The sequence below is a fragment of the Enterobacter sp. JS8-1 genome (assembly GCF_049187015.1).
In the GTDB taxonomy this organism is placed as follows: domain Bacteria; phylum Pseudomonadota; class Gammaproteobacteria; order Enterobacterales; family Enterobacteriaceae; genus Enterobacter; species Enterobacter mori.
In genome coordinates this window covers 3,819,599-3,833,418 of sequence record NZ_CP185805.1, presented here as the reverse complement: position 1 = coordinate 3,833,418, position 13,820 = coordinate 3,819,599, and the positions used below count along the sequence as shown (strand labels likewise).

Genomic DNA, 13,820 nt, shown 5'->3' with positions numbered 1-13,820 from the left:
CTTTAGGACTGAAACATGACCAGCCGATTCATGCTGATTTTTGCCGCGGTGAGTGGCTTTATTTTTGTGTCACTGGGTGCTTTTGGCGCGCATGTGTTAAGCAAAACTTTAGGGGTGGTAGAGATGGGCTGGATCCAGACCGGCCTTGAATATCAGGCGTTTCACACCCTGGCAATCTTTGGGCTGGCGGTGGCAATGCAGCGCCGCATCAGCATTTGGTTTTACTGGAGTAGCGTGTTTATGGCGCTGGGTACCGTGCTGTTCAGCGGTAGCCTGTACTGCCTTGCGCTCTCTCATTTGCGCCTGTGGGCGTTTGTTACTCCTGTCGGCGGCGTCAGCTTCCTGGCGGGATGGGTATTAATGTTTATCGGAGCTATCCGTCTGAAACGCAAGGGCGTTGTTCATGAATAAGGTTGTTTTATATTGTCGCCCGGGGTTTGAGAAAGAGTGCGCCGCGGAAATTACGGATAAAGCCGCGAAGCGCGAAGTCTTCGGTTTTGCTCGCGTAAAAGAGAACGCGGGTTATGTGATATTCGAATGTTATCAGCCTGAAGACGCCGACAAGCTGGCACGTGAGCTGCCGTTTAGCTCGCTGATCTTCGCGCGTCAGATGTTTGTCGCGGGCGAGCTGCTGAAAGATCTGCCGCCGGAAGACCGCATCACGCCGATTGTCGGCATGCTGCAGGGCGTGGTGGAGAAGGGAGGCGATCTGCGCGTTGAGGTTGCCGATACCAACGAAAGCAAAGAGCTGATGAAGTTCTGCCGCAAATTTACCGTGCCGCTGCGTGCGGCGCTGCGTGACGCGGGCGTGCTGACGAACTACGAAACACCGAAGCGTCCGGTGGTGCATATCTTCTTTATTGCCCCTGGCTGCTGCTATACCGGCTATTCCTATACCACCAACAACTCGCCCTTCTTTATGGGCATCCCGCGTTTGCGCTTCCCGTCCGATGCGCCGAGCCGTTCCACGCTCAAGCTGGAAGAGGCGTTCCACGTTTTTATCCCGGCGGATGAGTGGGATGAGCGTCTGGCAAACGGCATGTACGCCGTCGACCTTGGCGCGTGCCCGGGCGGCTGGACCTATCAACTGGTGAAACGCAATATGTGGGTTTCGTCTGTCGATAACGGCCCAATGGCGCAAAGCCTGATGGATACCGGACAGGTCACCTGGCTGCGTGAAGACGGTTTCCGCTACCGTCCAACCCGCAACAACATCTCCTGGATGGTGTGTGATATGGTTGAGAAACCGGCGAAAGTGGCCGCGCTGATGGCCTCCTGGCTGGTGAACGGCTGGTGTCGTGAGACCATTTTCAACCTTAAGCTGCCGATGAAAAAGCGCTACGAGGAAGTCTCTCAGAATCTGGCGTACATTCAGGAGCAGATGGATGAACACGGTATTAACGTGGAGATTCAGGCGCGTCAGCTGTATCACGACCGTGAAGAGGTGACGGTGCATATTCGTCGCTGGTGGGCTGCGGTCGGCGGACGTCGCGACGAGCGATAGTCCCCTCACCCTAACCCTCTCCCCACTGGGGAGAGGGAACTAGCTGCGTTCTAATCGCAACTGCTGTAAATTCCCGTCCAGCTGTAAATCCGTCTGTAGCGTTGCGATTTCCCGGCAGATAAACGCCATCTCTTTATGCGCCTCCAGCTTCTTGCGCCACTTTTCCGGTACCTCATCCAGACGGGCGTAAATCCCTTCCAGACTTTGAAAATCCGTTAGCAGCTGCGCGGCGCTTTTCGGCCCAATACCGGCAACACCCGGAACCTTAGAGCTGCTGATGCCTGCCAGCCCCCAGTAATCCGGCAATTGCTCAGGCGAGACGCCGAACTCACCGGCAATAAACGGTGCGTCCAGCCAGCGTTTTTGAAAATAGTCGCGAATGCGGACAGTCGGCGAGAGCAGCTGACAGTAGCCTTTGTCAGTTGAAACGATAGTGGCCTGATGCCCGGCGCTCGCTACCTTTACAGCCAGGGTGGCCGCGAGATCGTCGGCTTCATTTCCGTGTGCGCCCCAGCAGGGGACGCCGCGCTGTTCAAATGCCGCGCGTATCATGGGTAACTCTGCATGAAGATCGTCCGGCATCGGTGCGCGTCCGGCTTTGTAGTCGGGCAGACGCTGGTGTCGCCAGCCCGTGTTGCGGGCTTCGTCATCAAATACCGCGACCGCGTGGGTGGGTTCACTGTGGCGGATAAGCTGTTCCAGCGCGTGCAGGCAAGTGTCCTTACAGGGCGTGCCCTGTACCGCATGGATACGGCGAATCAGGTTGAGTGCATCGACGATAAGTAAATGAACGGCCACAGATAATCTCCCTTCTATCTAATGCGTGAAGGGTAACACTGTCAGCAGCATGAAACTATGAATGGTGGGGAAAACAGGAAGAAGCCTCGCAAAACGAGGCTTCCTGAGAGACTTAATCGCAGGTCACGATCTTCATCGCCAGGCCACCGCGTGAGGTCTCGCGGTATTTGGCGTTCATATCTTTACCCGTTTCGTACATGGTTTCGATAACTTTATCGAGACAGACGCGCGGTTCGCTGGTGCGGCGCAGCGCCATACGTGCCGCGTTCACCGCCTTCACGGAGGCAATCGCATTACGTTCGATGCACGGTACCTGCACCTGTCCGGCGACCGGGTCGCAGGTCAGCCCCAGGTTATGCTCCATGCCGATTTCAGCCGCAATGCACACCTGCGCCGGGCTTGCGCCCAGCAGTTCAGCCAGACCCGCCGCCGCCATGGAGCAGGCTACGCCGACTTCACCCTGACAGCCCACTTCCGCACCGGAAATGGAGGCGTTCATTTTATACAGTGAGCCAATTGCGCTGGTGACCAGCATATAGCGCGCCAGTGAGTTTGCGTTCACTTCGCGGATAAACTTGTCGTAGTACGCCAGCACCGCCGGAACGATACCGCATGCACCGTTGGTTGGTGCGGTAACAACCCGGCCGCCCGCGGCGTTCTCTTCGTTTACCGCCAGCGCGAACATGTTGATCCAGTCCACCACCGCCATCGGGTCAGTCGTGGTTTTGTCGGTGCTCACCAGCATACGGCGCAGCGCTGCCGCACGGCGCGGTACGCGCAGTTTACCCGGTAGGACGCCTTCCGTGGTGATCCCGCGCTCGATACCGCCGCGCATCACGTCCCAGACGTTTGCAAAGTGCTGTTCCAGCTCTTCTTTGCTGTGCAGCGCCAGTTCGTTTTTCATCATCAGGCCGGAAAGGGAGAGGCCTGTCTCCTGGCAGTGACGCTGCAAATCCGCCGCGTTTTTGTACGGATAAGGCACGTCAACAGCGGAAGTGTTGGTTTGACCAAAGTGGTCTTCGTCGACAATAAAACCGCCGCCGATAGAGTAATACGTCTGGCTGTATACCGCTTTGTCGCCCGCCAGCGCGGTAATGCGCATGCCGTTTTCATGCAGCGACAGGTTGTCCGCATGGAAATTCATGCAGTGGTCAACCGGGAATTCAACCTCATGCTCGCCGTTTGCCAGTAGCAGGCGACCGTGGGTGTTTACGTCCTGGATGAAGCCAGGGATCGCGTCAATATCAACGATATCCGGCAGGTTACCCGCCAGGCCCATGATAATGGCGATATCGGTATGGTGGCCTTTACCGGTCAGGGAAAGGGAACCGTATACATCGACGACCACGCGGGTGATGTCGTGCAAGATGCCGCGTGCAATCAAGTCATCCGTGAATTGTTTACCGGCTTTCATTGGTCCGACGGTGTGAGAGCTGGAAGGACCAATACCGATTTTGAAAATATCGAATACGCTAATCATGATGCGTCCATTGCTATCAGTCAGAGGGGAGGAGTGCGCCGCCCGAGGACGGCGCTGGAGATATTAGCTGAACAGCGAGTAGAAAATGGCGGAGATGGCAATCAGGCCCATAATCACAACGAATACGTTGCTGATATGGCCGCTGTATTTACGCATCGCAGGGACTTTCTGAATCGCGTACATCGGCATAAGGAACAGAATCATCGCGATAACCGGGCCGCCCAGGGTTTCAATCATGCCCAGGATGCTTGGGTTCAGGGTCGCTACCGCCCAGGTGGTGAGCAGCATGAACAGTGCAGTGATTTTGTTCAGCTTGTTGATTTCAATGCTCTTGCCTTTACCGCGCAGAGATTTAATCACCATACCGTTGAAGCCTTCACGCGCGCCCAGGTAGTGGCCCAGGAAGGATTTGGTGATAGCGATAATCGCGATGATTGGCGCCATCCAGGCAATGACCGGTGCGTTAAAGTGGTTCGCCAGGTAAGACAGAATAGAGATGTTCTGCTCTTTCGCTGCCGCCAGATCCACCGGGGAGAGGCTCAGTACGCAGCTGAAGACGAAGAACATCACGGTCAGTACCATCATCACATGAGCGCGAGCCAGGATGCTGGAGCACTTCTTCTCTGCGCCATTGCCGTATTCTTCGCGCTTCGCTACTGCGAAGGAGGAGATGATTGGCGAGTGGTTGAAGGAGAACACCATGACCGGAATGGCCAGCCACAGGGTCATCAGCAGGCCGTTACCGGTTGCGGATGCGCTGCTCAGGGACAGGGTTTCCAGCGCGGCACCGTTCCACTGTGGGATCAGGTAGCAGGCCAGTACCATCAGAGCAATAACGAACGGGAAGACCAGTACGCTCATTGCTTTCACAATCATCTGCTCACCGAAGCGCACGATGGTCATCATGCCGACGATCAGGATCAGAGAGAGAATGGCGCGCGGTGGCGGCGTCATCTGCAGCTGGTGCGTCATGAAGCTTTCAACGGTGTTAGTGATCGCCACGCTGTAAACCAGCAGAATTGGGTAAATCGCGAAGAAGTAGAGCAGGGTAATCAGTTTACCTGCGCCGACGCCAAAGTGCTCTTCAACCACTTCAGTGATGTCTTCGCCCGGGTTTTTACCGGACAGCACGAAGCGGGTCAGGCCGCGGTGTGCAAAGAAGGTCATCGGGAAAGCGATGATAGCCATGATGATCAGCGGGATCAGACCGCCGACGCCTGCGTTGATAGGAAGGAACAGTACACCAGCGCCGATTGCTGTGCCGTAAAGGCCAAGCATCCACATGGTATCCGTTTTGCGCCAACCACTTCGGGAATCAATCGAAGCAACGGTGCTGGTTTGAGTGGTTTCCATCTGTATCTCCTGGAGGAAGCAAATTGTCAGGTTTTTAGTCAAATCCGATGAAAAAGTGCCTGACGGTAATATGAAATTCGTTCAGTGACGGTTTTTTAATAATTTTCACCCGTAACTATTGGCGGGCGGAAAGATACATTTTCGTTATGAATCCTTCAGTGATCCTGATCCCAATTGCAATAATCCACTCTCTATGTGGGCATGTTTAGACCATTTATCTGTCAAAAAAACGTCAAAGAGAATTTACGGGCGCGAAGGCTACCATTAACGACATGTAGCTTGAAAGGCTGGCCCGCGAGTTAGGAGGGTTACGCTGTAAAGAAATAGGTTTTTAGGATTTTCTGGCAGGTAATTTAGATTAAGGCTGATATTTTACGGTTCCGAAAACGAGGTAATCGTTTGCGTATGGGGGAAAGATATAAATAACATAAATGATGTCTATGAATTGCATCAGCAATAAAAAAGCCGGACCCTGATGGACAGGATCCGGCTTTAAAAGCGCAGGTTTAAATCTTATTTGATGATTTCGTAGCAAGGAATATAGGCCGAGCCCGGCAGCTTCATGCGGTGCTGTGCGACAAAGCCCTGCAGCATGTCATCCATGCGACGCATCATCTCCGGGTCACCGTGGATCTTATACGGACCAAATTCTTCAATGGCGCGGATCCCCACCTCTTTCACGTTACCCGCCACAATGCCGGAGAAGGCGCGGCGCAGATCGGCGGCCAGCACTTCCACTGGCTGATCGGGATAGAGCTTCAGGTTCGCCATATTTTCATGCGAAGGTTCAAACGGGATCTGCAGATCCGGCGCGATGCGGATTGACCAGTTAAAGCTGTAAGCATCCCCGGTATCACGACGGTTCTCTTTCACCAGCGGCATTGCTTTCTTCATCTGGCGAGCCACTTCTGCGGCATCGTCAATGATGATGCGATAGTGACGACGCGCGGCTTCACCCAACGTGTGCACGATAAATTCGTCCAGCACGCGGAAGTAGTCTGCGCTCTCTTTCGGCCCGGTCAGGATCAGCGGCAGAACCTGATCTTTGTTGGCCGGGTTCATCAGAATACCCAGCAGATAAAGCAGCTCTTCCGCCGTGCCCACGCCGCCCGGGAAGATGATAATGCCGTGGGCGATACGGACAAACGCCTCAAGACGTTTCTCGATATCCGGCATGATAATCAGTTCGTTAACCAGCGGGTTAGGCGGCTCAGCCGCGATGATGGACGGCTCGGTCATACCGATAAAACGTCCTTCTTTATAGCGCTGCTGCGCGTGTCCCACTGCGGCACCTTTCATTGGCGCTTCCATCGCGCCCGGACCACAGCCGGTACAGATATTCAGTTCGCGCAGGCCAAGCTGGGTGCCCACCCGACGCGCATACAGGTATTCGGTCTCGTTAATGGAGTGACCGCCCCAGCAGACGACCATGTTCGGTGCTTCGCCCACGTGCAGGGCACGGGCGTTACGCAGAATCGAGAACACCAGGTTGGTGATATGGACCGAGCTTTCCAGGTCGAGATGCTGGAAACGGCCAGCGTTGTGGATCTGCCCGTTCACGAACAGAATGTCGCGCAGCACGGCAAACAGGTTGGCCTGCAGAGAGCGAATAATACGCCCGTCGACAAAGGCGTCTTCCGGCGGGTTGATGACTTCAAGCTTCACGCCACGCTCGCGGCGTAGCACGTTGATGTCAAAGCTTTCGAAGCGAGACAGCAGTTCTTTACTGTTGTCGGTCAGGCTTCCGGAGTTCAGTACGGCAAGTGAACAGTTACGAAACAGTTGATAGAGATCGCTACTGGCCGTGCGTTTAAGCATGTCCACTTCCAGCTGCGACAACATATCCATTGAGCCAAGCGGGCTAATATGTGTAATCAAGTGAGCTCCTTACGGGACGATTATCGTCTTTCCCTGTTGATTACAATAGCCCTGGCGCGTGACGTTTCACAACCTAAAGCGCGGAAGATACCGCGCATATTGTGAAAATATTTATATTATTGACGCACCAGACGGCCCGTTGCAGGCACAAAATCGGTGTTGGTACGCCACGGGTTGATGTCCAGTCCACCACGGCGGGTGTAGCGCGCATAAACGCTCAGCTTTTCTGGCTGGCAGAAACGCATAATGTCGTTAAAGATGCGCTCCACGCACTGCTCGTGGAATTCGTTGTGATGGCGGAACGACACCAGGTAGCACAGCAATTTTTCCCGGTCGATTTTCGGCCCGCGATACTGGATCTGCACCGAGCCCCAGTCTGGCTGGTGGGTGATCAGACAGTTGGACTTCAGCAGATGGCTCACCAGCGTCTCTTCAACCACCTTTCCGCTTGCCGCGTTTTCGAGGTAGTCGGTACTGAACTCATAGCTTTCAACTTCAATGTCCTGATCGTCAATGCAGGCACCGTTAAAGTGGGCGATAGGCTGCCCTTCCAGCTCATTCAGGCGATACAGCGATACGGCAACGTTTCCTTGTGCACAGGCGCGTAAATCCCGCTCCAGCGTAGCCTGGACGTCTTCCCAGCTGTTGAATGTTGTCTGGTTAAAACTGTTGAGATAAAGCTTGAAGCTTTTGGACTCGACAAGGTTAACGCTGGCGTAATCCAGCTCCACATGGCCGACGGCCACCTGCGGCAGCCCGCGCGCGTTAAGCCAGGAGAGTTCGTACAGCGTCCAGATGTCGCCGCCGACAAACGGCAGTGCGTCCGCGTGTAACCCAAGCGGGTCGCGGTTCAGGCTGCGGGGCACGCCCTGCAGCAGGCTTGCATCGTAGGTGTCGCGGTAATCGGTCGATTTACCCAGCGTTAAGCCGGTTAACGCCTGATGATTTTCGTAAGACATGTTTCATAGCCACTTTACAGGTACACTTATGGCCTGAGTTTATCCTGTCTTACAAGAAGAGAGAAATCGGTGGATATCGAAACTGCAAATGCCCTAACGACCTTCACGACCCGCTATTGCGATGCATGGCATGAAAAACAGGGGACGTGGCCGCAAAGCGCTGATTTATATGGCGTACCCTCGCCGTGCATTATCTCTTCGCTCGACGATTACGTTATCTGGCAGCCGAAACCCTTTGCAGGCGAGCAAAATGTAAATGCGGTTGAACGGGCAATGGACATTGTGGTACAACCAGCGGTTCACGCGTTTTATACCGCGCAGTTTGCAGGGGATATGCCTGCGCGTTTTGCCGATATTACGCTGACGCTGTTGCAGACCTGGAGCGAAGACGATCTGCAGCGTGTACAGGAAAACCTGATTGGTCACCTGGTCACGCAAAAGCGCCTTAAGCTTTCTCCGACGCTCTTTATTGCCACGCTGGACAGCGAACTGGATGTTATCTCCGTCTGCAACCTGTCCGGTGAAGTGGTTAAAGAGACGATCGGTACCCGCAATCGCGAGACTCTCGCCCCCTCTCTTGCGGATTTCCTCACCCAACTTGAGCCACTTCTGTAATCCATGATGCTACGGCGCGTGTGAGAGATCTCTTACAAGGTTTGTGAGAGATCGCTGGATCATTCAGTATTACCTCATTTAATTAAGATTAATATTACGCTGTTTTTCAATGGATTACTTGTTTATCGCATCGTTTTTAGGGATTTCTGACGTCTTACAGCGCTCATGGGGTGGGTTGTAAGACGAAGCGGAATAGCGGATTCTATCTCCGTCGACAGGAAGCCGACACGAGAAACGAACATCAGGATGATGGCGTTTCTTACTCAGGACTCGTCAGGATGGCGCTGCAGGAAGGCTTCAGGATGAAGCAAAGTGGATCGCGCAGGATGCGTAAAGGACACCTCCAGGAAGGAGAACGAGAGCCGGTCAGGATGGTCGGTGGGTCAGGACGGCCAGGACGTTTCAGGATGAAACAATCACGTCAGGATGATGTGAGCAGGATGCGAAAGGTAGACGGATGACCAGGCCTTCGGGCTTCAGGAAAAGTTGTCACGGATGAGCAGGGAGCACGAATTGTAGCTGGAATGCTGCGGAACGAACCGGGAGCACTGTTTTTACAGTGCTCCCTTTTTTTATTTCTGCGTTCTGCAATGCTATGCTGCGCGCCGTTCAGTTTTTCAGTTGAGGTGACTATGACGCAACACGATAGCGTTCGTGCCCAGTTGCACGCCATCGAAGCACTCTTGCGCCAACATCAGCTGTGGCAGGAGATCGCGCCGCAGCCAGAAGCATTCGCAAGTACCCAGCCATTCTGCCTGGATAAGCTGGCTCCCTTTGAGTGGCTGCAATGGGTATTAATTCCGCGCATGCACGCTCTGCTGGACGGTGGTCATCCGCTGCCGCAGGCATTTGCCGTCTCTCCCTATTATGAAATGGCGCTGGAAGCGACCCATCCCGCCCGCGAGGTTATGCTGGTTGAGTTAGAACGCCTGGATGCGCTCTTTGCCGGTGACGATGCATGACGCTTGAGATCCTCTATCAGGATGAGTGGCTGGTGGCAGTCAACAAGCCGTCAGGCTGGCTGGTGCACCGCAGCTGGCTCGATCGCGATGAAAAAGTGGTGGTGATGCAGACCGTTCGCGACCAGATTGGTCAGCATGTATTTACCGTCCATCGTCTGGACCGTCCAACCTCCGGCGTACTGCTGATGGGGCTTTCCAGCGAGGCGGGACGTCTGCTTTCGCAGCAGTTTGAACAGCATCAGATGCAAAAGCGCTACCATGCGATTGTGCGCGGCTGGCTGACGGAAGCCGCCACGCTCGATTATCCGCTGGTGGAGGAACTGGATAAAATCGCCGATAAATTTGCCCGTGATGATAAAGGTCCGCAGCCAGCGGTGACGGATTATCGTGGCATGGCGACGACCGAAATGCCGGTGGCGACCAGTAAGTTTCCGACCACACGCTACAGCCTGGTTGAGCTTTTGCCTAAAACCGGGCGCAAGCACCAGCTTCGCCGCCACCTTGCGCATCTGCGCCACCCGATTATTGGCGACAGCAAGCACGGTGATTTGCGCCAGAACCGCAGCGCGGCCGAGCATTTTGGCTGCCATCGCCTGATGCTGCACGCAAGCGAGCTGAGCCTGACACACCCGTTCACTGGCGAACCGCTGACTATCCGCGCGGGGCTGGACGACGTCTGGATGCAGGCGCTGTCACAATTTGGCTGGCTGGGGCAACTCCCCGAAAATGAAAGGGTTGAGTTTGTATCAGGCAACGTTCAGGATGAACAGCAAGCGCAATAATTAAGGGAGCAAAGCATGGCTGAAGTAGGCATTTTTGTCGGCACAATGTACGGCAACTCGCTGCTGGTAGCGGAAGAAGCTGAGGCAATACTCGCCAGCCAGGGCCATAAAGCCACGGTCTATGAAGACCCGGAACTGGCAGACTGGGAAAAGTATCAAGATAAATACATTCTGGTGGTGACCTCCACGACCGGGCAGGGCGATCTGCCGGACAGCATCGTGCCGCTGTTCCAGGGCATTAAAGACCGGCTTGGCTATCAGCCGAACGTGCACTACGGCATCATTGCCCTGGGCGACAGCTCTTACGCCAACTTCTGTGGCGGCGGTAAACAGTTCGATGCCCTTTTGCAGGAGCAGAGCGCCCAGCGCGTCGGCGAGATGCTGCTGATTGACGCAGGCGAACACCCGGAGCCAGAAAGCGAATCAAACCCGTGGGTTGAGCACTGGGCAACGCTGCTTAACTAGTTTTGTAGTTTGTTGGCCGGGTCAGGTGAAGCCGCCACCCGGCAACAAAGCCGCCCGAAAACCTCAATTCCGTGAACCATCTTCCACTGCTTTGGGCTTATGCCCCAAACCACGTCTCACTCCCCCTTCAATGTTGTGTCGATGCACGGTGAGGAAGAGCGCCACTCCTTCATATACTTTTCCCGTCAGTTACCCAATAAGGCAGCGCTTCACCATAAAACGGCCTTCAGCCGTACCAAAACTGCCGAACACTTATCTCTCATTCTGATTACCCTACAGGTGCTGTACAGAATGAACCAGGCGAAAGCTATGATTCAGGAGTGCAACTATGAGTTCATTAAGCCAGGCGGCGAGCAGCGCAGAGAAGCGCACTAACGCTCGCTACTGGATAGTGGTGATGCTGTTTATCGTCACATCCTTCAACTACGGTGACCGCGCCACGCTGTCGATTGCTGGTTCTGAGATGGCAAAAGATATCGGACTTGATCCGGTCGGCATGGGTTACGTTTTCTCGGCGTTTTCATGGGCCTATGTCATCGGCCAAATTCCTGGCGGCTGGCTGCTTGACCGCTTTGGCTCAAAACGGGTCTATTTCTGGTCCATCTTTATCTGGTCGATGTTTACCCTGCTGCAGGGGTTCGTCGATATCTTCAGCGGCTTCGGCATTATCGTTGCGCTCTTCACGCTGCGCTTCCTGGTTGGCTTAGCGGAAGCGCCTTCCTTCCCGGGGAACAGCCGCATTGTCGCAGCCTGGTTCCCGGCACAGGAGAGGGGAACCGCGGTCGCGATTTTCAACTCCGCACAATACTTCGCCACGGTGATCTTCGCGCCAATCATGGGCTGGCTGACGCATGAGGTGGGCTGGTCACACGTATTCTTCTTCATGGGTGGGCTTGGGATCGTCATCAGCTTTATCTGGCTGAAAGTGATCCATGAACCCAATCAACACCCGGGCGTGAACAAGAAGGAGCTGGAGTACATCGCAGAGGGCGGGGCGCTGATCAACATGGATCAGAAATCCGCAAAAGCAAAAGTCCCGTTCAGCCAGAAATGGGCGCAGATCAAACAGCTCGTTGGCTCGCGCATGATGATCGGTATCTATCTGGGCCAGTACTGCATCAACGCCTTAACCTACTTCTTCATCACCTGGTTCCCGGTTTACCTGGTACAGGCGCGCGGTATGTCGATTCTGAAAGCGGGGTTTGTTGCCTCGATCCCGGCCATCTGCGGCTTCGTGGGCGGCGTGCTCGGCGGGGTGATTTCCGACTGGCTGATGCGCCGCACCGGCTCTCTCAATATCGCGCGTAAAACGCCTATCGTGCTCGGGATGCTGCTCTCCATGACCATGGTGTTCTGTAACTACGTGAGCGCTGAGTGGATGATTATCGGCTTTATGGCGATGGCCTTCTTCGGCAAAGGCATTGGCGCGCTGGGCTGGGCGGTGATGGCGGATACGGCACCGAAGGAGATCAGCGGCCTGAGCGGCGGTCTGTTCAATATGTTCGGCAATATTTCGGGGATTGTTACGCCAATCGCTATCGGCTACATCGTCGGCACCACCGGCTCCTTTAACGGTGCGCTGATTTACGTAGGGGTGCATGCGCTGGTGGCGGTGCTGAGTTACCTGGTGCTGGTCGGCGATATCAAACGCGTCGAACTTAAACCTGTAGGGGAGCGTGGATGATGACAACGCAATCAAGCCCTGTCGTCACTGAGATGAAGGTCATCCCGGTGGCCGGACAGGACAGCATGCTGCTCAATATTGGCGGCGCGCATAACGCCTGGTTTACCCGCAATATCGTGGTACTGACCGACAGCGCGGGGAATACCGGCGTTGGCGAAGCGCCGGGCGGAGAGGTGATTTACCAGACGCTGGTTGATGCCATTCCACAGGTGGTGGGCCAGGAAGTGGCCCGTCTGAATAAAGTGGTTCAAGGGGTGCATAAGGGTAACCAGTCTGCTGACTTTGATACCTTCGGAAAAGGTGCCTGGACGTTTGAACTGCGCGTCAACGCTGTTGCCGCGCTGGAAGCCGCTCTGCTCGATTTGCTCGGTCAGGCGCTGAATGTCCCGGTCTGCGAACTGCTGGGCCCAGGCAAACAGCGCGATGCGGTAACGGTGCTGGGCTACCTGTTCTACGTAGGCGACCGTAATAAAACCGATCTGCCTTATCTGGACCGTTCGCCGGGCAACCATGAGTGGTATCACCTGCGCCATCAGGAGGCGCTGACCGGCGAGGCGGTGGTGCGTCTGGCGGAAGCCGCGCAGGACCGCTACGGCTTTAAGGATTTCAAACTGAAAGGCGGCGTGCTGCCCGGCGAGCAGGAAATTGAAACTGCCCGCGCGCTGAAAAAGCGTTTCCCCGATGCGCGGATCACCGTGGATCCGAACGGTGCATGGTTACTGGATGAAGCCATCTCGCTGTGTAAAGGTCTGGGCGATGTACTGACCTACGCGGAAGATCCGTGCGGTGCCGAACAGGGTTTCTCTGGTCGGGAAGTGATGGCCGAGTTTCGCCGTGCCACCGGGCTGCCGGTCGCCACTAACATGATCGCCACCAACTGGCGTGAAATGGGCCATGCGGTCATGCTCAATTCAGTGGATATTCCGCTGGCTGACCCGCACTTCTGGACGCTGTCCGGTGCGGTGCGCGTGGCGCAGCTGTGCGACGACTGGGGGCTGACCTGGGGCTGTCACTCCAACAACCATTTCGACATTTCGCTGGCGATGTTTACCCACGTTGGCGCGGCGGCGCCGGGTAACCCGACCGCCATCGACACCCACTGGATTTGGCAGGAGGGGGAAGCCCGACTGACGAAAAATCCGCTGGAGATCAAAAACGGCAGCATTGCCGTACCGGATGCGCCGGGGCTGGGCGTGGAGCTTGACTGGGATCAGATCCACAAAGCGCACGAGGCGTATAAGAGGTTACCAGGCGGCGCGCGTAACGACGCGGGCCCGATGCAGTACCTGATCCCCGGCTGGACATTTGACCGTAAGCGCCCTGTTTTTGGACGTCACTGA

Annotated in this window: 13 protein-coding genes; 8 read left to right on the top strand and 5 right to left on the bottom strand. The window is 55.4% G+C overall.

Annotated features, from left to right (window positions below; translation table 11 throughout):
• Positions 1–15 precede the first annotated feature (15 nt).
• Positions 16–411 (top strand): DUF423 domain-containing protein, encoded by a 396-nt coding sequence (locus ACOQH0_RS18210; protein ID WP_421510943.1) that lies wholly within the window; start codon positions 16–18, stop codon positions 409–411.
• The gene (rlmM, locus tag ACOQH0_RS18205) at positions 404–1,504 is read left to right on the top strand and encodes a 23S rRNA (cytidine(2498)-2'-O)-methyltransferase RlmM (RefSeq protein ID WP_010435097.1); all 1,101 of its coding nucleotides are present in this window, start codon (positions 404–406) and stop codon (positions 1,502–1,504) included. Before ACOQH0_RS18210 ends, rlmM begins: the two co-directional genes overlap by 8 nt.
• A 39-nt stretch (positions 1,505–1,543) precedes the next feature.
• Here the strand turns inward: rlmM and xni are convergent, their stop codons facing one another.
• From xni to queF, 5 genes are all read right to left on the bottom strand, one after another.
• On the bottom strand, positions 1,544–2,302 hold the full coding sequence (xni, locus tag ACOQH0_RS18200; protein WP_089601168.1) for a flap endonuclease Xni: 759 nt from the start codon (positions 2,300–2,302) through the stop codon (positions 1,544–1,546).
• Positions 2,303–2,414: 112 nt separating this feature from the next.
• On the bottom strand, positions 2,415–3,782 hold the full coding sequence (locus ACOQH0_RS18195; protein ID WP_421510942.1) for an L-serine ammonia-lyase: 1,368 nt from the start codon (positions 3,780–3,782) through the stop codon (positions 2,415–2,417).
• A gap of 63 nt (positions 3,783–3,845) precedes the next feature.
• The gene (locus ACOQH0_RS18190) at positions 3,846–5,135 is read right to left on the bottom strand and encodes an HAAAP family serine/threonine permease (RefSeq protein WP_010435092.1); all 1,290 of its coding nucleotides are present in this window, start codon (positions 5,133–5,135) and stop codon (positions 3,846–3,848) included.
• 513 nt (positions 5,136–5,648) lie between these two features.
• Positions 5,649–7,013 carry a nucleotide 5'-monophosphate nucleosidase PpnN gene (gene ppnN / locus ACOQH0_RS18185; protein WP_100166313.1) on the bottom strand — a complete coding sequence of 455 codons (1,365 nt, stop codon included), beginning with the start codon at positions 7,011–7,013 and terminating at the stop codon, positions 5,649–5,651.
• 116 nt (positions 7,014–7,129) lie between these two features.
• Positions 7,130–7,972: an NADPH-dependent 7-cyano-7-deazaguanine reductase QueF gene (gene queF / locus ACOQH0_RS18180; RefSeq protein WP_421510941.1), complete on the bottom strand. Its 843-nt coding sequence runs from the start codon at positions 7,970–7,972 to the stop codon at positions 7,130–7,132.
• A 69-nt stretch (positions 7,973–8,041) separates the two neighbouring features.
• On the opposite strand from queF, the gene syd reads away from it, so the two are divergent.
• The 6 genes from syd to ACOQH0_RS18150 all read left to right on the top strand — a co-directional run bounded on the left by syd (position 8,042) and on the right by ACOQH0_RS18150 (position 13,820).
• Entirely contained in the window at positions 8,042–8,587 is a 546-nt protein-coding gene (gene syd, locus ACOQH0_RS18175) for a SecY-interacting protein (RefSeq protein WP_100166312.1), read from the top strand.
• A 632-nt stretch (positions 8,588–9,219) separates the two neighbouring features.
• Entirely contained in the window at positions 9,220–9,549 is a 330-nt protein-coding gene (locus ACOQH0_RS18170) for a YqcC family protein (RefSeq protein WP_089601302.1), read from the top strand.
• Positions 9,546–10,331 carry a tRNA pseudouridine(65) synthase TruC gene (gene truC, locus ACOQH0_RS18165; protein WP_218308407.1) on the top strand — a complete coding sequence of 262 codons (786 nt, stop codon included), beginning with the start codon at positions 9,546–9,548 and terminating at the stop codon, positions 10,329–10,331. Before ACOQH0_RS18170 ends, truC begins: the two co-directional genes overlap by 4 nt.
• Before the next feature lie 15 nt (positions 10,332–10,346).
• Positions 10,347–10,796: a flavodoxin gene (locus ACOQH0_RS18160; protein WP_042713494.1), complete on the top strand. Its 450-nt coding sequence runs from the start codon at positions 10,347–10,349 to the stop codon at positions 10,794–10,796.
• Between the two features lie 328 nt (positions 10,797–11,124).
• Positions 11,125–12,480 carry a galactarate/glucarate/glycerate transporter GudP gene (gene gudP, locus ACOQH0_RS18155; RefSeq protein WP_089601178.1) on the top strand — a complete coding sequence of 452 codons (1,356 nt, stop codon included), beginning with the start codon at positions 11,125–11,127 and terminating at the stop codon, positions 12,478–12,480.
• Positions 12,480–13,820 carry an enolase C-terminal domain-like protein gene (locus tag ACOQH0_RS18150; RefSeq protein ID WP_421512369.1) on the top strand — a complete coding sequence of 447 codons (1,341 nt, stop codon included), beginning with the start codon at positions 12,480–12,482 and terminating at the stop codon, positions 13,818–13,820. The genes gudP and ACOQH0_RS18150 overlap by 1 nt, the downstream gene beginning before the upstream one ends.